The following is a 23,490-nucleotide window of genomic DNA, read 5'->3' on the forward strand; positions in this document are numbered from 1 at the left end:
TGCGACCTTAGTCTTCACGACGCAGGTGCGGGAACAGGATGACGTCGCGGATGCTGGGGCTGTCGGTCAGCAGCATGACCAGGCGGTCGATGCCGATGCCGCAGCCGCCTGTCGGAGGCATGCCGTATTCCAGCGCGCGGATGTAGTCCGCGTCGTAGAACATGGCTTCTTCGTCGCCGGCGTCCTTGGCTTCGACTTGCGAGCGGAAGCGTTCGGCCTGGTCTTCGGGGTCGTTCAATTCCGAGAAGCCGTTGGCGATTTCGCGGCCGGTCATGAACAGCTCGAAGCGCTCGGTGATGCCTTCGCGCGTGTCGGAAGCGCGCGCCAGCGGCGACACTTCAACCGGGTAGTCGATGATGTACGTGGGGTTCCAGAGCTTGGCTTCGGCCGTCTCTTCGAACAGCGCCAGTTGCAGCGCGCCCAGGCCGGCGCGCGACAGCACGGGGCCGTCAGCGTCCGCGCCCAGCTTCTTGAGTTCAGCGCGCACGAAAACCGGGTCGTCCAGCTGTGCCTGCGTGTAGCCCGGCGCGTACTTCAGGATGGCTTCGCAGATGGTCAGGCGGTCGAACGGCTTGGACAGATCAAGCTCGCGCTCCTGATACGTCAGCACGGCGCTGCCGGTGGCCGAGATGGCGGCCTGGCGGATCAGTTCTTCCGTGAAGTCCATCAGCCAGCGGTATTCCGCATAGGCCGCGTAGAACTCCATCATCGTGAATTCAGGGTTGTGACGCGGGCTGACGCCTTCGTTGCGGAAGTTGCGGTTGACTTCGAACACGCGTTCGAAGCCGCCGACGATCAGGCGCTTCAGGTAGAGCTCGGGCGCAATGCGCAGGTACATTTCCATGTCCAGCGCATTGTGGTGCGTGACGAACGGCTTGGCCGCCGCGCCGCCCGGAATCGGGTGCAGCATGGGCGTTTCCACTTCGAGGAAGCCGGCGTTCAGCATGAACTGGCGGATGCTGCCCACGGCCTTGCTGCGCGCTTCGAACGTGCGGCGCGTGGCGTCCGTCATGATCAGGTCAACGTAGCGCTGGCGGTAGCGCAGTTCCTGGTCGGCCACGCCGTGGAACTTGTCGGGCAGCGGGCGCAGCGACTTGGACAGCAGGCGGGCGGTGGCGGCGTGCACCGACAATTCGCCCTTGTTGGTCTTGAAGACCGACCCTTCGATCGCGATGATGTCGCCGATGTCCCATTGCTTGAACGCGGCGTAGTTGTCTTCGCCCAGCGTGCCCCGGTCCAGGTAGATCTGGATGCGGCCGGTGCTGTCTTGCAGGGTGGCGAAGCTGGCCTTGCCCATGACGCGCTTGAGCATCATGCGGCCGGCCACCTTGACGGTGACGCCGGCGGCGGCCAGGGCTTCCTGTTCCTCGCCGTCGTACTTGTCGTGCAGCGCGGCGGCGCGGGCGTCCGGAACGAAGTCGTTCGGGTACGCAACCCCGGTTTCGCGCAGTTTGGCCAGCTTGGCGCGCCGTTCGGCGATCAAGCGGTTTTCATCCTGGGCGGGTGCCGGAGCGGTCGAGTGGTCGGTCATGGTAAGGGGATCAGTCGTAATTGCGGATGTCGTCGATGTCGGTCGTGCCGAAATCTTCGCGATCCAGGTAGGCAAGGATGCGGGCGGCCACATTGGCGGGCGAAGCGAGCTTGCCCGTGGCGTGGAAGTCCTGGAACTTGGCCAGCGCGGGGAAGCTGTCGGGGTCGCTGGAACGGATGGCGACCTGCATGTCGGTGTCGACAATGCCGGGGGCCAGCGCGACGATGCGCGCGCCGTCGGCGCCTTGTTCCTGCTTGACCACGCGCGTGTACATGTCCAGCGCGGCCTTGGTGGCGCAGTAGACGCCCCAGCCGGCGTTCGGGTTGCGGCCCGCGCCGGAGGAAATGTTCAGCACGCGGCGGTCAGCGTTAAGGCCTTCGACGGCGGCCAGAAAGCGCGCGGTCAGCAGCATGACGGCGGTGACGTTCAGGTTGAAGGCGGCGGTAATGGCCGCGCTGTCGATCAGGGCGTCGGTGCCGGCCACGGGGTGCACCGTGCCCGCATTGTTGATAAGCAGATAGCGCTTGGCATCGCGCGGCAGGGCCGCGCAGATGCGTTCAGCCGAGGCTTCGGCCGCTTTCAAGTCCGAGAGGTCCACGGACAGTTGTTCCAGCTGCAGATCCCGCGACTGCGCGTAGGCGGCCAGTTCGGGGTCTTCGCGGCGCGCCAGCGTGATCAGGCGGGTGCCCGGTTTGGCCAGGCCGCGCGCCATGGCGGCGCCGATGCCGCGCGAAGCGCCGGTAAGGATTGCGATGGTGTCAGACATTCGTGGACCTCTGGGTACGGTTAGCGGAAGTATCGCGACAGACTTAAACGCCTTGCTTCAGGCTGGCCTGGATGAAGGGATCCAGGTCGCCGTCCAGCACTTTCTGCGTGTTGGAAATTTCAACGTTCGTACGCAGGTCCTTGATGCGGCTTTGGTCCAGCACGTACGAACGAATCTGGTGGCCCCAGCCCACATCGGTCTTGGAGTCTTCCAGCTTCTGCTGTTCGGCCATGCGGTTGCGCATTTCCAGTTCGTAGAGCTTGGACTTCAGCATCTGCATGGCTTCGGCGCGGTTGCGATGCTGCGAGCGGTCGTTCTGGCACTGCACCACGATGCCCGTCGGGATGTGCGTCAGGCGCACGGCGGAATCGGTCTTGTTGATGTGCTGACCGCCCGCGCCGGACGCGCGGTAGGTGTCCACGCGCAGGTCGGCGGGGTTCACTTCCACTTCAAACGATTCATCGACTTCGGGGTATACGAAGACGCTGGCGAACGAGGTGTGGCGGCCGCCGGACGAATCGAACGGACTCTTGCGAACCAGGCGATGCACGCCGGTTTCGGTACGCAGGTAGCCAAAGGCGTATTCGCCTTCCATCTTGATGGTGGCCGACTTGATGCCCGCGACGTCGCCTTCGGATTCTTCCAGGACTTCGACCTTGAAGCCCTTGCGCTCGGCGTACTTGAGGTACTGGCGCAGCAGCATCGATGCCCAGTCCTGGGCTTCCGTGCCGCCCGCGCCCGCCTGGATGTCCAGGAAGCAGTTCAGCGGGTCGGCCGGGTTGGAGAACATGCGGCGAAATTCCAGGTTTTCCAGCTTTTCCTGGAACGCGTCGGCGTCCTTTTCGATGGATTCGAGCGTGGAATCGTCGTCGTCGGCCTCGGCCAGTTCAAACAATTCGTTGGCGTCGGCCAGGCCCGTGCCAAGACCGGTGAGCGTTTCCACCACGTCTTCCAGGGCTTTCTTTTCACGGCCCAGGTCCTGGGCGTGCTTTGGGTCGTTCCAGACCGCCGGGTCTTCGAGCTCGGCGTTTACAACGTGCAGGCGTTCAGCTTTGGCATCGTAGTCAAAGATACCTCCGTAGAGCCTGTTCGCGCTCCGCGTAATCGGCGAGGCGGGCTGCGAGCTGGTTCTGACGTTCGGCTTCCATGATGATCCTGTCCTGATGACTTTTGTGCGAAACCTGGCATTTTACCGTGGTTGGGGCAACTACGCGGGCGCGTGTTGCAACAGGGGGGACGGATCGCTGGTTGGGAAGCGATCGTGCCAGCGTCGGCTTCCCCCCAGGCTTTACCCCGCGTGCTCGATCACCAGCTGCACCGACACCATGCCGTTCCAGACGTTCTGTTCCAGGCGGTACGCGGCCTGGATGTGTTCGGGCAGCGACTGGTCGTGGCCGAACCAGATGGCGTCAAAGCGCTGGTGGCCGCGTTCCAGCGACAGCTTCAAGTGCTTTTCGCCGACCAGGCGCTGGTTGCGTACGGTGAATTCGTCCAGGAACAGGGGGGCGGCAAAGCCCGCGCCCCAGACCTGTTGCTGCAACATGCCGGCGATTTCGGCGTTGGCGTAGCCGGTTTCCAGCGACCCGTCGGTTTCAATGACCGGTTCGAAGGTGTCGCGGCCGGTCAGCTCGCGCACGGCGGCGTCGAACGCGGGCGCGAAGGCGGGAAAGTCGGCGCGGCCCAGCGTCAGGCCGGCCGCCATGGCGTGGCCGCCGAATTTGCGGATCAGGTTGGGGTGGCGCTTGGACACGAGGTCCAGCGCGTCGCGCAGATGCACGTCGGGAATGGAGCGGCCCGAGCCACGGATTTCGTCATCGCCCGCCGGCGCGAAGGCCAGCGTGGGACGCCAGAATTTTTCTTTCAGGCGCGAGGCCACCAGCCCCACCACGCCCTGGTGCCAGCCAGGGTCGAATACGCAGACCGTGGCGCCCGCCGCCGCATTGGGCGCTTCCATGGCGGCCAGTGCCTGTTCGCGCATTTCGGCTTCGATCGTGCGGCGTTCGCGGTTGATGTTGTCGAGCTCGCGCGCCATTTCCAGCGCTTGCGCTTCGTCATCCGTCGTCAGGCAGGCGATGCCCAGGCTCATGTCGGCCAGGCGGCCCGCCGCGTTGATGCGCGGGCCCAGCGCAAAGCCCAGGTCGAAACCATTGGCGCTGCGCGGTTCGCGGCCCGCCACGGCAAACAGCGCGCGCAGGCCCGGTTGCAGCCGGCCGCTGCGCATGCGCTGCAAGCCCTGCGTGACCAGCAGGCGGTTGTTGGCGTCCAGCTTGACCACGTCGGCAACGGTGCCCAGCGCCACCAGGTCGGACAGCGCGTCCAGGCGCGGGCCGCCATCGGCGGGGTAAACACCACGGCGACGCAACTCGGCGCGCAGCGCCAGCATCATGTAGAAGATCACGCCCACGCCGGCCAGGTTCTTGGACGGGAAGCCGCAGCCGGGCTGGTTCGGGTTCACGATGGCCAGCGCGTCGGGCAGGGTGTCGCCGGGCAAGTGGTGGTCGGTGATGACCACGCCGATGCCGGCGTCGTTGGCGGCGGCCACGCCGTCGACGCTGGCGATGCCGTTGTCCACGGTGATGATGATGTCGGGCTTGCCGCTGCGGTGCCGCACGGCCAGCTCGACCACGGCGGGCGACAGGCCATAGCCGGTTTCAAAGCGGTTGGGCACCAGGAAGTCGACGTCGGCGCCCATGGCCGACAAGGCGCGCAGCCCGACCGCGCAGGCGGTAGCGCCGTCGCAATCGTAGTCGGCCACGATCAAAAGCTTTTTGCCGGCCTGGATGGCATCGGCCAGCACGCCGGCGGCGTGCGCGGAATGAGTCAGGCCGGCGGGCGGCAACAACGATGGCCAGGCCAGCTTGGTCTGATCAGGATGCGTGACGCCGCGCGCGGCCCACAGGCGGGCCAGCAAGGGATGGATGCCCGACGCTTCCAGGACGCGGCAGGCGTCCAGGTCGGCGGGGCGAGTCGTTAAGCGGGGTGAGACCACCAGGCGCTCCAGTTTTTCTTGGGCGCGGGCAGCAAGCCCAGCAGGCCCCCGCGCGGTTTCAGGGTCAGGGCGACTTGGCGGTCGTCGCCCAGCAGCAGCAGTTCGGCGGGCCTGTCGGGCACGCCCTGCTTGCCCGCCAGGGGGCGCAAATGCTGCGTATCGAGTTCGGTCAGGGCATCAAGCCAGGCGGCCCAATCGCCCGCGCGCTGGGGCGCGTCAAGGCCGGTCAGCACGCGTTCCGGGCCGGGCGCGGCCACCGGCCAGGGCGTGCCGCCGCCGTACAGCCATAGCGCATTGACGGGAGGCAGGCCGCGCGCGGCGCGGTCGTCGTTGACGGGGTGTTCGTGCCACGCCATCTGTATTTCATTCAGCAAGCGCCGCCATGGCCGCGTTTCCGCGTCCTGGCGCCACCATTCATTCAAGCGATGCCCCGCCACGACCATCGGCGATGCCGTCTGCGGACGCAGGCCGTCAGGCAAGGTCAGCCGCCAGCGCTGCGGGGACAGGGGCTGGACCGTAAAACCGGTACCGTCGAACAAGGGCTGCGCCGTGTCCAGTAAGGCGGCGGATTCTTCGGGGCGCAGATCCATCTGGCCCGGGTCCAGCAGATTGGCCTGGTCCGCGCCCAGGGCCAGATGGACCAGCTCGGCCAGCCACACGGCTTGCCCGGACGGGGCCTGCTCATCGGCCAGCAACGGACCCAGGCCCGCGCCTTGCAGCAGGCCGGGTTCGGGTCGGTAGCCCGCGCGGGTCAGTTGCCAGGATTCGAAAGCCGTGCACCCGGCGGCACGTACATCAAAGGGGGCGGCCCGGGCGGCGCCGGCCAGCAACCAGCGGTGCAGCGTGGGGGCGCGTTCAGGCAGCAGCTTGGCCAGTTCGGCGGCAACGGGAAGGGCGGGCAGGGCGCCCGGAATGACGATCAGCATGGCCGCGATTGTAGTCCGCCCGGGCGGCGGGAACTAAGCGGCGGTGGCGGCTGCCATAGGTTGACACGGCTGGTCGTGGAACCGCACATCCGCGGCGCGATTTCCAGGCCGTTAATGCCATAATGCGCACGTGCTGAAAATACCCTACGAACTCTGGATAGGCGCCCGCTATGCCGGGATGGCCCGAATCCGCCAGCGACGCGGGCGCCGCGATCGCTTCATCTCCTTCATCGCCGCCAGCTCCATGGCGGGCATCGCGCTGGGCGTTGCCGCCCTGATCGTAGTGCTGTCCGTGATGAACGGTTTCCAAAAAGAAGTGCGCGACCGCATGTTGTCGGTGCTGCCGCACATCGAACTCTATATTCCCGGCGCCTTGCCCGAACAGGTGCTTGAGCGCTGGCAGCAGTTCGCCACCGCCGCCGAGCAAAACCCCCAGGTCAAGGCCGGCGCGCCCTTCGTGGCAGCGCAGGGCATGCTGGTGCGGGGGCAGGCGTTGCGTGGTGTGCAGGTACGGGGCATCGACCCGGCCACCGAAGGCAACGTGTCGGACCTGCCGCGCCAGATGGTGTCGGGCAAGCTGACCGATCTGAAAGCCGGTGGCTTTGGCGTGGTGCTGGGCAACGAACTGGCCGACGGGCTGGGCGTGAAAGTGGGCGACACGCTGTTGATGATGGCGCCGCAAGGTTCGATCAGCCCGGCCGGCTTTGCGCCGCGCATGCGCCAGTTCACCGTGGTGGGCGTGTTCTCGTCGGGCCACTATGAATACGATTCGTCGCTGGCGTTTGTCGATAACCAGGACGCTGCCCGCGTGTTCCGTGAAAGCGGCACGGCCGGTGTGCGGCTGCGCATTGCCGACATGCAAAAAGCGCCCGAAGTCGCCAATGAACTGAAGAAGGTGCTGCCGCCTTACGTGATGGCCAGCGACTGGTCGCGCAACAACCGCACCTGGTTCGCCGCGGTGCAGACCGAAAAGCGCATGATGTTCCTGATCCTGGCGCTGATCGTGGCGGTGGCCGCGTTCAACCTGCTGTCGTCGTTGGTGATGGCCGTGAAAGACAAGCAGTCGGACATCGCCATCTTGCGCACGCTGGGCGCGGGGCCGGGCGAAGTCGCGCGCATCTTCCTGGTGCAAGGCGCGATGATCGGCGTCATCGGCACCTTGCTGGGCGTGGTGGGCGGCATTGCCATTGCCTACAACGTGGATGTGATCGTGCCGTTCATCGAGCGCATGCTGGGCGTGCATTTCCTGCCGCGCGAAGTCTATTTCATCAGCGCGTTGCCGTCCGACCCGCAAATGGGCGACATCGCCACCATCGGCCTGACGTCGCTGGTGCTGTCGTTGCTGGCGACGCTGTATCCCAGCTGGCGCGCCTCGCGTCTGCAACCGGCACAGGTGCTGCGCCATGATTAAGATTCCAAACGCAGACGCCCTGACGCCCGCGTTGCAGGCTGAGAACATCGTCAAGTACTACGACGAAGGCCCCGCCCGCATCGACGTGCTCAGCAACGTCAGCCTGTCGGTGGCGCGCGGTGAAATGGTTGCCATCGTGGGCGCTTCCGGCTCGGGCAAGAGCACCTTGCTGCACATCCTGGGCTTGCTTGACGTGCCCACCAGCGGCTCGGTGTCGGTGGACGGCAAACTGGCCGTGGGCTTGTCCGAGGCCAAGAAAAGCGCCGTGCGCAACAGCAGCCTGGGCTTTGTCTATCAGTTTCATCATCTGCTGCCGGAATTTTCCGCGCTGGATAACGTGGCCATGCCGCTGATCGTGCGCCGCGAGACCCGCGACAAGGCTCGCGCCGCCGCGCGCGAAGTGTTGGCGCTGGTGGGCCTGGCCGCGCGCGAGGACCATTTCCCGGGGCAGTTGTCGGGCGGTGAACGCCAGCGTGTGGCGCTGGCGCGCGCGCTGGTCACGCGGCCCGTTTGCGTGCTGGCCGACGAACCCACCGGCAACCTGGACCGCAACACCGCGCACAAGATGTTTGAATTGTTGACGCGCGTGAACCAGGAATCGGGCACGGCATTCGCCATCGTCACGCATGATCCCGAACTGGCCGCCCGCGCCGACCGCCAACTGCTGATGGAAAACGGCCGGCTGGTGTCGGGGTAGCAGAGCCATGCCGGCGGCGAGCATAATGGCGCCAAGGAGACCCCGCCCATGCTGATCGACACCCACTGCCATCTGGACGCCGCCGAGTTCAACGCCGACCGCCAGCAGGTAGCCGACCACGCATGCGAAGCCGGCGTGGGGTCCATCGTGATCCCCGCCGTCGAACGCGCCAACTTTTCCGTGGTGCAGGCACTGGCCGGGCAGATCGCCGGCGGCGCCTACGCGCTGGGCATCCACCCGCTGTACGTGCAGCGCGCCGACGATGCCGACCTGGACGTCCTGCGCGACACCATCAAGCAATGCCTGGGCGACCCCCGCTTTGTCGCCATCGGTGAAATCGGCCTGGATTTCTTCGTGCCCGAGATCGCCACGGGTGAACCGCGCGAACGCCAGGAACGCTTCTATGCCGCGCAGCTGGCCATGGCCGCCGAGTTCAAGCTGCCGGTGCTGCTGCACGTGCGCCGTTCGCAAGACATCCTGCTCAAGTACCTGCGCCGCCATGGCCCCATCGGCGGCATTGCACATGCCTTCAACGGCAGCGCGCAGCAGGCGCAGGCGTTTGTCGACCACGGTTTTGCCTTGGGCATGGGGGGCGCGATGACCTACGAACGCGCCTTGCAGATCCGTCGCCATGCGGTGGATGTGGACTTGTCCCATCTGGTGCTGGAGACGGACGCGCCCGATATCCCGCCCGCCTGGCTGCACCCGCCGCAGCGCCGCAACCGGCCAGGCGAACTGCCGCGCATTGCCGCCGTGCTGGCCGAGCTGCGCGGCATCACGCCCGCCCAGGTGGCGCACGCCACTACCGTCAACGCCATGCGCGTCCTGCCGCGTTTGCCCGCCGCCATTCTGGCCGACGACGACTGAATCCGTCCCCGCATGATGCCGCCGGAAGGCGGCATTTTGTCGTCTGGATACATCAGAGATCCGAGAAATTTCTTAAAACTTTCTAAAAACTGAATTAAAGCTGACAAAAAGTTGAATCGCATATTGGGAATGCCTATCATTGCCGTTCATTGAAATTCCCAATCAGCGCACTGCGCGCCGCCCGCCTCGGGTGGTTGTCCCGATTCCCCATGTCGACTCAGAAAAGCACTAAAGACCTCGACCTCGTCGCCCCCCGTCCTTCCCATCTTGTTCCTCGTCTTGCCTCCCGTCCTGGCTTCCGTTTGTTGCCGCTGGCGCTGGCCATTACCGCGTCATGCGCGGCGCATGCGCAAAACACGGCTGGCGCCATGGAAGACACCATGGGCGTCGCGCAGCTGGACACCGTGGTGGTAACGGCCGCCGGCTTCGAACAGGAAATCAAGAACGCGCCGGCGTCCATTTCGGTCATCACGCGTGAGCAGCTGGAGACGCGCCCGTTTCACAACCTGGCCGATGCGGTTGCCGACGTCGAAGGCGTGACGGTCGAGCGGGGCGGCAAGGCGGGTGGCATGAACATCAGCATTCGTGGCCTGCCCAGCGACTACACGTTGGTGCTGGTCGACGGCAAGCGCCTGAACCAGAACAGCTCGGGCGCGCGGCCCAACGGCTTTGGCGACGTCGACACCAACTTCATCCCCCCGATGGCCGCCATTGAACGCATCGAAGTCGTGCGCGGCCCCATGTCCACGCTGTACGGCTCGGATGCCATGGGTGGCGTCATCAACATCATCACGCGCAAGGTCAGCCAGGACTGGACCGGCCAGATCACGCTGGACGGCACCGCGCAAGGCGACAACACCTACGGCAACAACTATGGCGCGGCCTTCTACCTTAGCGGCCCCATCAAGACCGACAAGCTGGGTCTGACGCTGCGCGGCGGCCACTACCGCCGGCTTGGCGCCAACGGCAGCTACCCGGTCAACCAGGCCGAATACAACAGCGGCAACTACACCGGCGACATCGCCAGCTTTTCCGGCCTGGGCGACAGCACCCAACAGAACGTGGGCCTGCGCCTGGCGCTCACGCCCAACCGCAACCACGACGTGCTGTTCGACGTGGACAGCAACTGGCAAACCTATGACAACGGCAACGGCGAGCTGGGCACGCTGAACACCAGCATTGCGCCCAATCGCCAGGGCGGCGGCTACGACCCGGAAATGGAGTTCAACCGCCAGCGCTATGCGTTGACGCACCTGGGCCGCTACGGCGGGTCGGTCAGTTCCGATACCAGCTTGGTCTATGACACGACCGAGACCATCGGCCGCACCAACCCGATGAACGCGCCGCGCCGCCCGACCGACGGCGACAAGCGCGATCTGGAATACGACAACTGGGTGTTCGACACCAAGTGGACGATGCCGCTGCTCAATGAACGCCACAACCTGACGGTGGGCGGCCAGTGGCGCGAACAGCACTTCAAGGACACGCTGGTGTCCGCGCCGCTGGACCAGCGCCAGTATCAATGGGCATTGTTCGCCGAAGACGAATGGCGCATCGTGGACGACCTGGCCCTGACGGCGGGTGCGCGTTATGACCGCAACGAGCAATTCGGCGGCAAGTGGAGCCCGCGCGGCTACCTGGTCTGGAACGCAACGCCGATGTGGACGGTGAAGGGCGGGGTCAGCAAGGGCTACAAGACGCCCGACATCAATCTGATGACCGACGGCATCATCGGCCTGGGCGCCCAAGGCACCATGCCGCTGTTGGGCAATTCGCAGCTGAAGCCGGAAAGCAGCACCGCGTCCGAATTGGGCCTGCTGTTTGACGATGGGGAAGGCCTGTCGGGCAACCTGACGGCATTCCACACCAAGTTCAAGGACAAGATCGACAGCCAGAACGTGCCCAACTGCCTGGCGGCAGGTGGCCCGGCCGCAGGCTGCCTGGACCTGGGCGTATGGGAACGCAACGGCATCCCGGTGGCCAATTTCTCGCAACGCGTGAACGTCGATACCGCAACCATCCAGGGTTTCGAGCTGGGTGGACGCGTGCCGCTGGGCGGCGGCGTGTCGTTCAACGGCAACTACACCCTGACCGCCAGCGAAGTGACTTCGGGCGTCAAGCAGGGCCAACCGCTGGGTTCGCAACCGCGCCACGCGCTGAACCTGGGCTTGAACTGGCGCATCAACGACCAGTTCAACGTGTGGGCGCGCGGCGAATACCGCGCCAAGCAGTTCAACGACATGGATTGGGAAAAAGAGCAGGTGTTCTACAACCCGTACTGGCTGGCCAGCACGGGCGGTTCATACGTGGTCAACAAGAACGTGACCTTGTCGGCGTCAGTGTTCAACCTGTTCGACAAGAACTTCGTGAACTACGGCCCGACCAAGGTAGGCGCCACGACGCCAGCTGCCAACGCCAACTGGACCAATTCCTACCGGCAGGTGCTGGAAGGGCGCCGCTTGTGGCTGTCGGCCAACATCACGTTCTGATCGGGGGCGGGGAGCCAGGCGGCGGAGCGGGCAGCGGATGTGGCACTTCAATGCGCACCGCCAGCCCGTGCGGCGACACGTTCCGTGCCGCTATCCGCCCCTTGTGCGCGGCCACGGCGGCCTGGGCGATCGACAGGCCCAGGCCCGCTCCGGAGCCCGGCGTCTTGGCGCCCGAGGCCGCGCGAAAAAAGGGTTCGAACAAGGATTCCAAATCATTCGGCGACACGCCGGGCCCTCGGTCTTCAATTTCCACGCAGGCGTAATTCGCGTTCTGTATCAGCCGCACACGGATGGCGCTGTGCGCCGGCGCGAAACGCAGCGCGTTGCGCATGACGTTTTCAACGGCGCTGGACAGGCTGTCGCGCTCGCCTGTGATCAGCACCGGCGGGGGCGGTTCCCAGGCGATGCGCACTTGCAACGTGGTCGCTTCAAAGCGGGCGTCTTCGACCACGGCGTTGACGATGTCGCCAAGGTCTAGCGTGTCGTTCGGCTCGGGCAGCGCGCCCAGCCGCGCCAGCCGCAGCGTGCTGCCCACCAGCGCATCCAGCCGTTCGCATTCACGTTCGATACGGTCCAACTGCACGTCCTGGCGTTCATCCTTGCGCCGCGCCAGCTCGCTGGCCAAACGCAGCCGCGCCAGCGGCGAACGCAATTCATGCGCGATGTTGTGCAGCAGTTGTTCACGCGTGTCGACCACCGCTTTCAGGCGGTCGGCCATGGCGTTGAAGTCGCGCGCCAACAGCCCAAGTTCGTCCTTGCGCCCGGCCAGCTTGGCCGGCGTGTGCGCGCCCAGATGGCCCGCTGCCAGCGCCTGCGTGGTGTGACGCAACTGCGTCAAGGGCGCCGTCACGTGACGGGTCAGCGCCCAGCAGAACGGCGCCGTCACTGCTAGCGCGAACAGCAGCAAGGCCAGCGCCACGGGCGACAGTCCCAAGACTTCCCAGTGCGACGAGTCGAACGGCAGGAACAGCATCAGCAGCTCGGCGCCATCCGGTAGCACCAGCAGCTGCGGCTGCCACCAAGATACGCGTTGAACAGAGGGGTCCGGCTGCGCCGGGTCCGCCGGCACGGGCCGGTCGGGCGCCGCGCGGTAAGCGCTTAGCCAATCGTGCATGCGGGCCGGCAGCGTGCGGCCCAGGATCTCGCGGTCGTCCGTATCCAGGATGTAGATCTTCAGCGCGGAATAGCGCTGGTCCATCGCTTGCACCCAGCGTTCCAGGCCGTCCTTGCCGTGGATGCGCGCCACCTGGGCGGCGTCATGCGTCAGGCTGCCCGGGTTCAGCCCGTCCAGCGAATTGATGCGATACCAGGCCACGGCCGCCGTGAACAGCATGCCGCACACCAGGATGATGGCCATGGCGGACCAGAAGGTCAGGAACGCGCGCCAGAACAGCGAGCGCGTCGGCAATAGCCAGCGCATCAGGCCGCGCCCGCCAGCACGTAACCCAGGCCGCGCAGATTGCGGATCGACAGCGTGCCGTTGGCCTGATCCAGCCGCAGCTTCTTGCGCAGCGCGCTGATGTGCGTGTCGATACTGCGGTCATAGCGGTCGGGCCGCCGGCCCAGCGCATACATGCCGATCTGTTCGCGCGCCACGACCTGGCCCGGCGCGCGCATCAGCAGTTCCAGGATGCGCTGTTCGGCGCCGGTCAGCAGCACCTCTGCGGCGTCCAGGCAGGCTCGCCCCGAGGCCGGGTCCAGCGACAGCGCGCCCAGCGTCAGGCTGGGCTTGGTGGTTTCAGGCACCTCTTCAAAGCGCCGCAGCACGGCGGTGATGCGGGCTTTGAGTTCGCGCGGGCTGAAGGGCTTGGCCAGGTAATCGTCGGCGCCGAATTCCAGCCCCAGCACGCGGTCGGTTTCGCCGCCGTGCGCCGTGAACATGATGACGGGGCGGCGCGAGCGTTGCCGGTATTGCTTGAGCAGGTCCAGGCCGCTGCCGTCCGGCAGCATCAGGTCCAACAGGATCAGGTCGTAGTCGTCCTGCGCCAGCAGGGCCAGCCCGCGCGTGCCCGTATGCGCCAGGGTCAGCACGCAATGGTTGGGTTCAAGGTATTCACGCAGCATCTGTGCCAGTTCGACGTCGTCGTCGATAAGCAGGATGCGGCGCGCGACCGCTGATTGGGAGAAGAGCATCCGTAGTGTGTTCCGCACCCGGCAGTGTGGCCGATGGCCGCCCGCCGAAGTGTCAAGAAGTCTGAAGAAGATAAAAGTTGCGGAAAGGTGTTTGCCCGGTTCCGAAAGCCTCAATTCTAATATGAGAATAGTTTTCATTAAGAAATAAGAGGCAGCGCCGAGGCCGCACGCGGGGTGCGGCAGGGCGCTGGTACGGGAGAAAACAAGCATCATGAGCAGCAACGATCTGGCCTTGGGCGGCCGTGTTTTGACATCGCGCACGCAGCTGGCGGCGGCATTGTGCGCGGCCGGCCTGGGCATGGCGCCGGCGGCGTCGTGGGCGCAGGCCGCAAGCGAGGCCAAGACGCTGGACACCGTGGTGGTCACGGCCAGCGGCTTCGAACAGCAGATCCAGGACGCGCCGGCTTCCATCAGCGTCATCACCCGCGAAGACCTGGACAAAAAGTTCTACCGCGACGTGAATGACGCGCTGATCGACGTGCCGGGCGTCATCGTTACCGGCGGTGGCGACCGCCAGGACATCAGCCTGCGCGGCATGGGCCCGCAGTACACGCTGATCCTGATCGACGGCAAGCGCCAAAGCTCGCGCGAGACCCGCACCAATTCCGACTCGGCCGGGGTCGAAGGCGGCTGGACGCCGCCGCTTGCCGCCATCGAACGCATTGAAGTCGTGCGCGGCCCGATGTCGTCGCTGTACGGCTCGGACGCCATGGGCGGCGTCATCAACATCATCACCCGCAAGGTGCCCAAGGAATGGCACGGTGAAATCCGCATGGATACCACCATCCAGGAAAGCAGCAAGTCGGGCGATATCTACCAGGGCAACTTTTACCTGGCCGGCCCCATCAAGAATGACCTGCTGGGCCTGCAAATCTACGGCCAGGCCTCGCAGCGCGACGAAGACAATATCGTTGACGGATTCCGCAAGCGCAATTCCGACAGCGTCACGGCCAAGCTGGCGCTGACCCCCAACCGCGACCATGACATCGTGCTGGAAGCCACCACGATGCGTCAGAAAATACAGGAAACGCTGGGCAAGACGGTCGCGCCGCTGGCGCCGGGCGAGGCGTGCGCGCGCACCGGTTGCCCCGCGTCGGCGCAGAACGACTACCGCAGCAACAAGTGGGCGCTGTCGCATACCGGGCGCTGGGGTTGGGCGGTGTCGGACAGCTATGTGCAGGAAGAAGAATTCGACAACCGCTCGCGCCAGATGAAGGTCAAGAACCTGAACCTGCAAACCAGCTGGACCCTGCCGCTAGGCTCGCACATGCTGACGCTGGGCGGCACCTACCTGAGCCAGCGCCTGAACGACCAGACCGGCAACCAGCTGTCCGGCGGCCCCAACAAGATCGACCGCTACCAGTGGGCATTGTTCGCCGAAGACGAATGGCGCCTGACCGAGCAGTTTGCCGTCACTGCCGGTCTGCGCATGGACGAAGACGAAAACTTCGGCACGCACTTCAGCCCGCGTCTGTACGGCGTGTGGCATTTCGCTGACCGCTGGACCCTGAAGGGCGGCGTGTCCACCGGTTTTCGCGCGCCGGACCTGCGCCAGACGGTGGCCGGCTGGGGTCAGGTCAGCCGGGGCGGCAACATGTACGGCAACCCGGACCTGACGCCCGAGAAGTCCGTCACGGAAGAAATCGGCCTGCTGTATGACGACGGCGAAGGCTTCAACGCGGGCGTCACGCTGTTCAACAACGACTTCAAGGACAAGATCACGCGCGTGGCGTGCCCCTTGTCCCAGTGCACCGAAGGCCCTAACCAGTTCGGCTCCAACCCCACCACCTACATGAACGTGGACAAGGCCGTGTCGCGCGGCGTGGAAGCCAGCATGAAGTTGCCGCTGGCGCGCGACTGGTCGCTGACCAGCAGCTACACGTTTACCAAGTCGGAACAGAAGTCGGGCCAGTACAAGGGCGAACCGCTGAACCAGTTGCCCAAGCACTTGTTCACCACCACGGTGGACTGGCAGGCGTCCGACGCGCTGCAAGCGTGGGCGCGCGTGAACTATCGCGGCAAGGAAAGCCAGCCGACCACGGGCGCATCGTCGTCGTCGGTGGTGGCGCCGTCCTACACCTTCGTGGACATGGGCGCGTCGTACGCGGTGAACAAGACCGTGTCGGTGTATGCCGGCATCTACAACCTGTTCGACAAGCAGGTCACGTATGACGATTACGAATACGTCGAAGACGGCCGCCGTTACTGGCTGGGCGTAGGCGTGAAATTCTGATCGGGATGAATGAACTGGGGGGGGCGATTCCTGCTTCCCCGCGAAGCCTGAGAGGTACGTATGACGATGCAGCAAAACACCGGCCATGGCCGACGCCGACTGATCCAGGCAGGCGCCGCGCTGGCCCTGTCGGCCGCCTTTGGCGTGTGCATGGCGCAAGCCACCGTGCCGGTCAAACACGCACGCGGGCAGACGAGCGTGCCGGCCAATCCCACCAAAACCATCGTGATGGACATGGCGGTGCTGGACACCCTGCACGCGCTGGACGTGGAAGTGGCCGGCGTGCCCACGGCCGCCAAGCTGCCGCCGCAGCTGGCGCAATATGCCGGGCCGCGCTACCTGAAAGTGGGTTCGCTGTTCGAGCCCAACTACGAAGTGATCCACGCCGCGCAGCCGCAGGTGATTATCGTCGCCGGCCGGTCGGCGCCGAAGTACGACGAACTGTCCAAGCTGGCGCCCACCATCGACCTGACCGTCGACCCGCGCGACCTGGTCGGCAGCGTCACCCGCAACACCGAAACGTTGGCCGCCATCTACGGCAAACAGGCGCAAGCGCGCCAGCAGCTGGACGCCTTGCGCGCATCGATTTCCGCGCTGCAAGGCCAGGCCGCCATGGCCGGCACGGCGCTGGTCATCCTGACCACGGGCGGCAAGATGAGCGCCTACGGCCCGGGTTCGCGCTTTGGCGTTATCCATGATGCGTTCGGCCTCAAGCCCGCGGCCAAGGGCCTGAACGTGTCCAACCACGGCCAGGCCATCTCGTTTGAATTCATTGCCGAGACGAACCCCGACTGGCTCTTCGTGATTGACCGCGATGCCGCGATCGGCCGCGAAGGCGTGTCGGCCCAGCGCATGCTGGACAACGACCTGGTGCGCGCCACGGCCGCGTGGAAGAACAAGCGCGTGGTCTATCTGAACGGCTTTAACTGGTACCTGCTGGGCAGCGCCGGGCTGACGGCCATGCAGCAGAACGTGGACGACATCGCGGCCGCGCTGGCGCCGCGAAAGTAAGCGGCATGGCTGGCGCAAGGGAAGGCCGCCGATGACCTGGCGGCGCACGATAAGCGGGTGGGGCGGGCTGACGCTGGCGGTGATGGTGCTGTTGGCGCTGTGCGCGGCCAGTGTCAGCCTGGGCGCGGGCACCTTGTCCGTCTCGGCGCTGTGGGGCAGCGGCGAAGAGGCCGAGCGCGCCTGGCGCCTGTTGATGGTCAGCCGCGTGCCTCGCACGCTGGCCTTGCTGCTGGCCGGCATGGCGCTGGCGGTGGCGGGGTTGATCATGCAGATGCTGGTGCGCAACCGCTTTGTGGAACCCACCACGGCCGGCACCGTCGAATCGGCCACGCTGGGCATTCTTGTTATTACCTTGCTGGCGCCCGATACGCCGGTAATCGGCAAGATGATGACGGCCACGGCTTTTGCGCTGGCCGGCACCTTGCTGTTTTTGGCCTTGCTGCGCCGCGTGCCGCTACGCACGCCGTTCATCGTGCCGCTGATCGGCCTGATCCTGGGCGGGGTCATCCATGCGGCCACTACCTTCATTGCCTTTCGTTTTGACCTGCTGCAATCGCTGCACGCCTGGACCACCGGTGATTTCTCGGGCGTGCTGCGCGGCCGCTATGAATTGCTGTGGATCGGCTTTGCGCTGGCCTGCGCCGCCTATGTAGCGGCGGATCGCTATACGGTCGCGGGCATGGGCCGCGAGTTCGCGTCCAACCTGGGCTTGAACCACGCGCGCCTGACGTTCGTGGGCCTGCTTATCGTGTCGGCCATTTCAGCCGTGGTGGTGGTCACGGCGGGCGGCATACCCTTCCTGGGCCTGATCGTGCCCAACGCCGTCAGCCTGGTGCTGGGCGACAACATGCGCCGCTCCATCCCGTGGGTAGCCTTGCTGGGCGGCGTCTTCGTGCTGGCCTGCGACATCATCGGGCGGCTGGTGATCCACCCCTACGAAATACCGATCGGCACCGTGGTGGGCGTGGTCGGCAGCATTCTGTTCCTGTGCCTGCTGCGTTTGAAAAGGACTCGTCTTGGCTGATCCGGCTATCTTGCCCGCCGTGCAGAGGCGCGCACGCTCGCCGCAGCGCGCGCGGCTGCTATGGCTGTCCGCCGTGGCGCTGGCCTGCGTGGCGGCGTATATGAGCCTGGGCGCCAATGGCCAGTGGTCGTTCGTGATCCCGTTTCGTGGCGGCAAGCTGGTGGCGATGGTGCTGGTGGCGTATGCCGTGGCCGTGTCGTCCGTGCTGTTCCAGACCATCACGCACAACCGCATCCTGACGCCCGCCATCATGGGCTTCGATGCGCTGTATCTGTTGATCCAGGCGGTGGTGGTGTTCGGCTTCGGCCAGGCCGCCACGGCGGCCCAGCATCCCGTAGCGGCCTTCATGCTGGAGGTGTGCGCGATGACGGCGTTTGCCTGTCTGCTGTTCCGATGGCTGTTTTCGGATGCGGTGCGCAGCCTGCACCTGATGATGCTGGTGGGCATTGTTTTCGGCCTACTGTTTCGCAGCCTGTCCAATTTTGTCGTGCGCTTGATCGATCCCAACGAATTCCTGGTGCTGCAAGACCGCATGTTCGCCAGCTTCAATGCCGTGCGCGTGTCGCTGTTGCCCGTTGCCCTGGCGGCGGTATGCGCGGCCACGCTGGTGATCTGGCGGCTGCGCCACCGCTACGACGTGTTGGCGCTGGGGCGGGACATTGCCGTGAACCTGGGCGTGGACTATCGCCGCAGCCTGCTGCTGACGCTGGGCGCTATCGCGGTGCTGGTGTCGGTGTCCACCGCGCTGGTCGGCCCCGTCACCTTCTTCGGCCTGCTGGTCAGCAACCTGGCATACCAGGCGATGGGGTCCGACAAGCACCGCTACACCGTGCCGGCCGCCACCTTGCTGGGCGTCATCTTCCTGGTTGGCGGGCAAACACTGCTGGAACGCGTGCTGGGCTTGAACACCACCGTCAGCGTGGTGATCGAATTTGTGGGCGGCGTGATGTTCCTCGCCCTGATCCTGCGCAAGGGGCGCCGATGATAGAAATAGACAAGGTCAGCAAGCACTACGGCGACAGCGTGGTGGTGGATGACGTCACGCTGCAACTGCCCGCCAACGGCGTCACCGCCATCATCGGACCCAACGGCGCGGGCAAGTCCACGCTGCTGTCCATGGTGAGCCGGCTGCTGCCCGCATCCACCGGGCGCATCCATGTGGACGGCCTGGACGTGATGCGCGCGGACAGCCGCGAACTGGCGCGCCGCCTGTCCATCCTGCGGCAAGACAACCACCTGCCGCTGCGCCTGACCGTCCGCGACCTGGTCGCGTTCGGCCGCTATCCGCATACGGGCGGGCGGCTGACCGTGGACGACAAGACCCACATCGACCGCGCCCTGGCGTATCTGAACCTGCAACCCCTGGCCGGGCGCTATCTGGATGAGATGTCTGGCGGCCAGCGCCAGCGCGCTTTCGTTGCGATGGTGCTGTGCCAGGACACGCGCTACGTGCTGTTGGACGAACCGCTGAACAGCCTGGACATGAAGCACGCGGTGGCCATGATGGGCACCTTGCGCCGCGCCGCCGATGAGCTGGGCAAGACGGTGGTGCTGGTGCTGCACGACATCAATTTCGCGTCCAGCTACGCCGACCGCATCGTGGCCATGCGGCAGGGGCGCGTGGCGTATCAAGGCACCCCGGCCGAACTGATCCGGCCCGAGGTGCTGAGCCCGCTGTATGAATTGCCGATCGACGTGCACGAGATCGGCGGCAAGCGCATCTGCGTGTATTACCGCTAGGGGATATCGTGCGGCGCGCCACAACCCCTACGCTGATTCGGCGCTGGCGGTAAGCCCGGCCTGCCGCCTGGCGCGATGGCGGCGTTCCAGCATCACCGCCCACAGCCACAAGGGCATGCTGCCGATGGCCAGCAAACTGCCCACCCAACCGGTCGACGTCCAGCCGTAGCCCGCCGCGATGGCCAGGCCGCCCAGGAAAGGCCCCAGCGCATTGGCGGTATTGAAGGCGGAATGGTTCAGCGCGGCGGCCAGGCCCTGGGCATCGCCCGCCACGTCCATCAGGCGTGTCTGCAACACGGTGCCCAGCGCGCCGCCCACGCCCACCAGGAACACGTTCAGCGTGATCAGCCAGACGTTGTGCGCCATCAACGGAAATAGCGCCAGCACCACGGCTGACCACACCAGCAGCAGCCCGGCCGTGCGCATCACGGCGCGGTCGGCAAACACCGGCACCACCATGTTGCCCACCGTCAGCCCCACGCCGAACGCGCTGAGCACAAAGGGCACGGTGGTGGGCGCTACCTGCGTCACGGCGGTCAGCGTGTCGGCCAGGTAGGTGTAGATGGAGAACAGGCCGCCAAAGCCCACCGCGCCGATCGCCAGCGTGATCCAGACCTGACCCCGGCCCAGTGCGCTCAGCTCGCGCAGCGGGCTGGCCTTGTGGTCGGCGGGCGTATCCGGCGCGTAGATGGCCACGCTGATCATCGTTAGCACCGCCAGCAGCGACACCAGCCCGAAGCTCCAGCGCCACCCGATCACCTGACCCAGCCAGTTGGCCAGCGGTACGCCGACGATGGTGGCCACCGTCAGCCCCAGGAACACGCGCCCGACGGCCATGGTGCGGCGATTGGCCGGCACCAGCGAACTGGCCACCAGCGACGCAATGCCAAAGTACGCACCATGCGGCAGCCCGCTAAGAAAGCGGAAAAACAGCATCCAGTGATAATCCGGCGCAATGGCGCTCAGGCCGTTGCCAACGGCAAACAAGCCCATCAACGCAATCAGCAGGCGGCGGCGCGGCATTCTGGCGCCCAGCACGGCCAGGATCGGCGCGCCAACCACCACGCCCAGCGCATAGGCGCTGATGACGTGGCCGGCGGTGGGGGCGTCGATTCCTAGGGATTGGGAAAAATAGGGCAGCAGGCTCATCGTGGCGAACTCGGTGGTTCCGATGGCGAAGCTGCCCACAGCAAGGGCAAGCAGCACCAGCGCGGGGCGGTGCTGCAAGGAAGCAGGGTGAGACATGGGGATGGCTAGGGGTGATTCGAGGAATGTTGCAACGCAACAGCCGTATTGTAAGCACCCCTGGCTGTCATCCACATGTCTACGCGGCCTACTGGGTCAGATCCACCGCATAGCGCGACAACTGCGTCGTAGCGTCCGGGGTGGCGTCATACACGCTGACATTGGTCACGCCGTGCGCCGCCGCCATCGGCAGGGTGCCGGGCACCGACCAGAAGACCACGGGGCCGGCCAACCCGCTTAGCGGCTTGAAGCGCCAGCTGCGGTCCAGGCCGTAGGTGGCCAGGTCCAGCGTCGGGTTCTTCTTGATAAAGCTGATCAGCACGTCGCGGCTGGCGTCCGGGGCTTGCAGCACGATGTCGCCCTTGCCGCCCGCCAGGCCAGGAAAGTCACCGCCACCGCTGGCGCGGTAGTTGTTGGTGACCACCAGGAACTGCGCGGCCAGATCCAGCGGCGCACCTTGGTAGGTCAGGTTCGAGATACGCGTACCCTTGGGCTGGCTGACATCAATTTCGTACTTCAGCGCATTGCCCGGGGCATACAGCACATCGAAATTGAACGTGGGGAAGGTCGTGTCGACCAGGTCTTGCGGTGCGACCTGGGCGGGGTCGATCTGCTTGAACTGTTCGGCCGTCTTCTCCAGCCACTGGCGGACCGTATCGCCCGTGACGCGCACCACCTGCAAGGTGTTCGGGTACAGGTACAGGTCGGCCGCGTTGTTGATGGCCACATTGCCTTGTTTGACGAAGGTGAAGTCGCCCGGCCCATTGCGCCCGCCCTTGAACGGCGCGGCGGCCGACAGGATGGGCAGGGCGCCGTAAGCCGGATTGTTCTTGGCGATATAGTCCTTCAGGTAATCGATCTGCGCCATGTTCACGATTTGCAGCGCCGACACGTCGCCCGTCAGCGCGTAGTAGGTTGCCATGTCGAACTGGCTTTGGCCGATTGGCGTCTTCACGTAGTCGATGGTGGCGGCATGCTCGCTTTGCACCAACTGCTGCACGGCGGTGTCCGGCGCCACGTAGGTGGCCGGCGTCGAGCCGCTTTGCGCGGTCAGGCGCGTGGAAATGCGCTGCACCGTGGTCGCATCCTGCTGCACGCGCCAGCCCTTGTCATACGACAGCTTCAATGTGATCTGGCCCAGGTTGTTGCCCCACTGGCCCGCCTGCACGGCCGGCACGCCGTTGACCAGGCCACGCACCGGGTCCACGCCCGGCTGCCCGACGAACGGGGACGTGGCGCTGGTGTCCGGAAACAGCAAGTGCTGGTGGCCCGTGATCAGCGCGTCGATGCCCGGCACCTGGCTCAGGTACCCGGCGCCGTTCTCCATTGCCGGGTCGTACGCTGTCTTCATGTCGATGCCGCCGTGCGCCAGCGCCACGATGATGTCCGCGCCCGCCGCCTTCATCTCGGGCACGTAGCGCTGCGCGGTTTCCTTCCAGCCCGTGACCTGCACGTGACCTTCCAGATTGGCCTTGTCCCATTGCAAGATCGGCGGCGGGGCAAACCCGATCACGCCCACCTTGAACGGCACATCTATCGTCTTGCCACCCGCGTCCGTCGCCTTGAAAGTCTTGTCCAGCAACACCCAGGGCTTGAAGATGGGTTGCTTGCTGGCGGCCGACACCACGTTGGCCGACACGAAGGGGAAGGCTGGCGCGGCGCAGTTCTTGGCGCCGGTGGGATTGGTCTTGTCCGTGCCTTTGCCGATGCCGGCCAAGCCGAAGTCCACATTCGTGATCTGCGACAGATAAGGCAGGCCGTAGTTGAATTCGTGATTGCCCATCGTGCCCGCGTCGTAGGCCAGCAGGTTCATCTGCTTGTAGATGGCGATCATGTCCGAGCACTGCACCGGCGCTACCAGCGCCTGGTAGTCGGACAGCGCGGTGCCCTGGATGGTGTCGCCGTTGTCGAACAGCAGCGTGTTGGCGTGCTGCTTGCGTGCGTTGGCGATCAGCGTCGCGCTGCGGTCCACGCCATAGCTCTTGTCTTCGGCCAGCTTGTAGTAGTCGTAGCCCAGCACATTGGCGTGCAGGTCGGTGGTGGCCAGGATCGCCACGTCCAGCGCGGCGCCTTGCGGCACGCTGGCGACGGGCGGGGTGACTACGCCGGTGTCATCATCATCATCGTCGTCGCCGCCGCAGGCGGTCAGGCCCGCCAAGAGCGCAACGCTGGCCGATACCGCGAATAGTTTTCGTACGTGGGGCTTCACCATCATTCCTCCGTGTCATGAAGGAATCCGAGTGTGAGGATGGTGTGTGACCTGGGCGTGACACGGATGATGCCGGGTATGCAAGCCGGGGTATGCAAGCGGGGTGTGCCCGCCGGGGTATGCAAGCGGGGTATGCAAGCCGGGGTGTGCAGGCCGGGGTCTGCAAGCCGGGGTGTGCAAGCGGGGTCTGCAAGCCGGTGTGTGCAAGCCGGGTAAGCG

At 65.5% G+C, this 23,490-nt stretch carries 18 protein-coding genes; 9 read left to right on the forward strand and 9 right to left on the reverse strand.

Annotated elements, in window-relative coordinates; translation table 11 throughout:
* Nucleotides 1-7: 7 nt before the first annotated feature.
* From lysS to YH64_RS17625, 5 genes are all read right to left on the reverse strand, one after another.
* Nucleotides 8-1,531: a lysine--tRNA ligase gene (gene lysS, locus YH64_RS17605; protein WP_046805780.1), complete on the reverse strand. Its 1,524-nt coding sequence runs from the start codon at nucleotides 1,529-1,531 to the stop codon at nucleotides 8-10.
* A 10-nt stretch (nucleotides 1,532-1,541) separates the two neighbouring features.
* On the reverse strand, nucleotides 1,542-2,297 hold the full coding sequence (locus YH64_RS17610; protein ID WP_046805779.1) for an SDR family oxidoreductase: 756 nt from the start codon (nucleotides 2,295-2,297) through the stop codon (nucleotides 1,542-1,544).
* A gap of 43 nt (nucleotides 2,298-2,340) precedes the next feature.
* Nucleotides 2,341-3,445 (reverse strand): peptide chain release factor 2 gene (gene prfB / locus YH64_RS17615; protein ID WP_100856261.1). Its coding sequence is split into 2 segments (ribosomal slippage): nucleotides 2,341-3,363 and nucleotides 3,365-3,445, totalling 1,104 coding nucleotides; the frame shifts between segments, so codons are not numbered across the junction.
* Between the two features lie 140 nt (nucleotides 3,446-3,585).
* A complete protein-coding gene (gene recJ / locus YH64_RS17620) occupies nucleotides 3,586-5,286 on the reverse strand; it encodes a single-stranded-DNA-specific exonuclease RecJ (protein ID WP_046805778.1) in 1,701 nt (566 codons plus the stop codon).
* A complete protein-coding gene (locus YH64_RS17625) occupies nucleotides 5,268-6,212 on the reverse strand; it encodes a hypothetical protein (protein WP_046805777.1) in 945 nt (314 codons plus the stop codon). The genes recJ and YH64_RS17625 overlap by 19 nt, the downstream gene beginning before the upstream one ends.
* A gap of 178 nt (nucleotides 6,213-6,390) precedes the next feature.
* On the opposite strand from YH64_RS17625, the gene YH64_RS17630 reads away from it, so the two are divergent.
* The 4 genes from YH64_RS17630 (at nucleotide 6,391) to YH64_RS17645 (ending at nucleotide 11,676) form a co-directional block, all read left to right on the forward strand.
* Nucleotides 6,391-7,623: a lipoprotein-releasing ABC transporter permease subunit gene (locus tag YH64_RS17630; protein ID WP_046805776.1), complete on the forward strand. Its 1,233-nt coding sequence runs from the start codon at nucleotides 6,391-6,393 to the stop codon at nucleotides 7,621-7,623.
* A complete protein-coding gene (locus YH64_RS17635; RefSeq protein ID WP_046805775.1) occupies nucleotides 7,616-8,320 on the forward strand; it encodes an ABC transporter ATP-binding protein in 705 nt (234 codons plus the stop codon). The genes YH64_RS17630 and YH64_RS17635 overlap by 8 nt, the downstream gene beginning before the upstream one ends.
* A gap of 48 nt (nucleotides 8,321-8,368) precedes the next feature.
* Nucleotides 8,369-9,187 carry a TatD family hydrolase gene (locus tag YH64_RS17640; RefSeq protein WP_046805774.1) on the forward strand — a complete coding sequence of 273 codons (819 nt, stop codon included), beginning with the start codon at nucleotides 8,369-8,371 and terminating at the stop codon, nucleotides 9,185-9,187.
* Between the two features lie 209 nt (nucleotides 9,188-9,396).
* Nucleotides 9,397-11,676 carry a TonB-dependent receptor domain-containing protein gene (locus YH64_RS17645; RefSeq protein WP_370512757.1) on the forward strand — a complete coding sequence of 760 codons (2,280 nt, stop codon included), beginning with the start codon at nucleotides 9,397-9,399 and terminating at the stop codon, nucleotides 11,674-11,676.
* Here YH64_RS17645 and YH64_RS17650 read toward each other — a convergent pair.
* Nucleotides 11,666-13,096 (reverse strand): HAMP domain-containing sensor histidine kinase, encoded by a 1,431-nt coding sequence (locus YH64_RS17650; protein ID WP_046805772.1) that lies wholly within the window; start codon nucleotides 13,094-13,096, stop codon nucleotides 11,666-11,668. The genes YH64_RS17645 and YH64_RS17650 overlap by 11 nt on opposite strands.
* A complete protein-coding gene (locus YH64_RS17655) occupies nucleotides 13,096-13,809 on the reverse strand; it encodes a response regulator transcription factor (RefSeq protein ID WP_046805771.1) in 714 nt (237 codons plus the stop codon). Before YH64_RS17655 ends, YH64_RS17650 begins: the two co-directional genes overlap by 1 nt.
* A 211-nt stretch (nucleotides 13,810-14,020) precedes the next feature.
* Here YH64_RS17655 and YH64_RS17660 point away from each other — a divergent pair, with 211 nt between their 5' ends.
* Genes YH64_RS17660 through YH64_RS17680 form a run of 5 tightly spaced genes read left to right on the forward strand, consistent with a single transcriptional unit; the run spans nucleotide 14,021 to nucleotide 19,817 of the window.
* On the forward strand, nucleotides 14,021-16,042 hold the full coding sequence (locus YH64_RS17660) for a ligand-gated channel protein (RefSeq protein WP_046805770.1): 2,022 nt from the start codon (nucleotides 14,021-14,023) through the stop codon (nucleotides 16,040-16,042).
* 60 nt (nucleotides 16,043-16,102) lie between these two features.
* Nucleotides 16,103-17,053: a siderophore ABC transporter substrate-binding protein gene (locus tag YH64_RS17665; RefSeq protein ID WP_046805769.1), complete on the forward strand. Its 951-nt coding sequence runs from the start codon at nucleotides 16,103-16,105 to the stop codon at nucleotides 17,051-17,053.
* Between the two features lie 31 nt (nucleotides 17,054-17,084).
* Nucleotides 17,085-18,077 carry an ABC transporter permease gene (locus YH64_RS17670; protein ID WP_046805768.1) on the forward strand — a complete coding sequence of 331 codons (993 nt, stop codon included), beginning with the start codon at nucleotides 17,085-17,087 and terminating at the stop codon, nucleotides 18,075-18,077.
* Complete coding sequence (locus YH64_RS17675; RefSeq protein WP_185975390.1) at nucleotides 18,070-19,062, forward strand: iron chelate uptake ABC transporter family permease subunit; 993 nt, start codon at nucleotides 18,070-18,072, stop codon at nucleotides 19,060-19,062. Before YH64_RS17670 ends, YH64_RS17675 begins: the two co-directional genes overlap by 8 nt.
* Nucleotides 19,059-19,817 carry an ABC transporter ATP-binding protein gene (locus tag YH64_RS17680; protein ID WP_046805767.1) on the forward strand — a complete coding sequence of 253 codons (759 nt, stop codon included), beginning with the start codon at nucleotides 19,059-19,061 and terminating at the stop codon, nucleotides 19,815-19,817. The genes YH64_RS17675 and YH64_RS17680 overlap by 4 nt, the downstream gene beginning before the upstream one ends.
* Nucleotides 19,818-19,844: 27 nt before the next feature.
* Here YH64_RS17680 and YH64_RS17685 read toward each other — a convergent pair whose 3' ends face one another.
* A complete protein-coding gene (locus YH64_RS17685; protein ID WP_046805766.1) occupies nucleotides 19,845-21,062 on the reverse strand; it encodes an MFS transporter in 1,218 nt (405 codons plus the stop codon).
* Between the two features lie 88 nt (nucleotides 21,063-21,150).
* The gene (locus YH64_RS17690; RefSeq protein ID WP_046805765.1) at nucleotides 21,151-23,277 is read right to left on the reverse strand and encodes a 5'-nucleotidase C-terminal domain-containing protein; all 2,127 of its coding nucleotides are present in this window, start codon (nucleotides 23,275-23,277) and stop codon (nucleotides 21,151-21,153) included.
* Nucleotides 23,278-23,490: the final 213 nt, after the last annotated feature.

The organism is Achromobacter sp. LC458 (assembly GCF_001005835.2).
GTDB lineage: Bacteria > Pseudomonadota > Gammaproteobacteria > Burkholderiales > Burkholderiaceae_B > Achromobacter > Achromobacter spanius_B.

Coding starts and splice junctions, on each gene's coding strand:
- YH64_RS17650 (WP_046805772.1), bottom strand. CDS start 13,096: ATGCGCTGGCTATTGCCGACGCGCTCGCTGTTCTGGCGCGCGTTCCTG.
- YH64_RS17665 (WP_046805769.1), top strand. CDS start 16,103: ATGACGATGCAGCAAAACACCGGCCATGGCCGACGCCGACTGATCCAG.
- YH64_RS17685 (WP_046805766.1), bottom strand. CDS start 21,062: ATGTCTCACCCTGCTTCCTTGCAGCACCGCCCCGCGCTGGTGCTGCTT.
- YH64_RS17680 (WP_046805767.1), top strand. CDS start 19,059: ATGATAGAAATAGACAAGGTCAGCAAGCACTACGGCGACAGCGTGGTG.
- YH64_RS17640 (WP_046805774.1), top strand. CDS start 8,369: ATGCTGATCGACACCCACTGCCATCTGGACGCCGCCGAGTTCAACGCC.
- YH64_RS17655 (WP_046805771.1), bottom strand. CDS start 13,809: ATGCTCTTCTCCCAATCAGCGGTCGCGCGCCGCATCCTGCTTATCGAC.
- YH64_RS17610 (WP_046805779.1), bottom strand. CDS start 2,297: ATGTCTGACACCATCGCAATCCTTACCGGCGCTTCGCGCGGCATCGGC.
- lysS (WP_046805780.1), bottom strand. CDS start 1,531: ATGACCGACCACTCGACCGCTCCGGCACCCGCCCAGGATGAAAACCGC.
- YH64_RS17635 (WP_046805775.1), top strand. CDS start 7,616: ATGATTAAGATTCCAAACGCAGACGCCCTGACGCCCGCGTTGCAGGCT.
- YH64_RS17630 (WP_046805776.1), top strand. CDS start 6,391: ATGGCCCGAATCCGCCAGCGACGCGGGCGCCGCGATCGCTTCATCTCC.
- YH64_RS17670 (WP_046805768.1), top strand. CDS start 17,085: ATGACCTGGCGGCGCACGATAAGCGGGTGGGGCGGGCTGACGCTGGCG.
- YH64_RS17660 (WP_046805770.1), top strand. CDS start 14,021: ATGAGCAGCAACGATCTGGCCTTGGGCGGCCGTGTTTTGACATCGCGC.
- YH64_RS17645 (WP_370512757.1), top strand. CDS start 9,397: ATGTCGACTCAGAAAAGCACTAAAGACCTCGACCTCGTCGCCCCCCGT.
- YH64_RS17690 (WP_046805765.1), bottom strand. CDS start 23,277: ATGATGGTGAAGCCCCACGTACGAAAACTATTCGCGGTATCGGCCAGC.
- YH64_RS17625 (WP_046805777.1), bottom strand. CDS start 6,212: ATGCTGATCGTCATTCCGGGCGCCCTGCCCGCCCTTCCCGTTGCCGCC.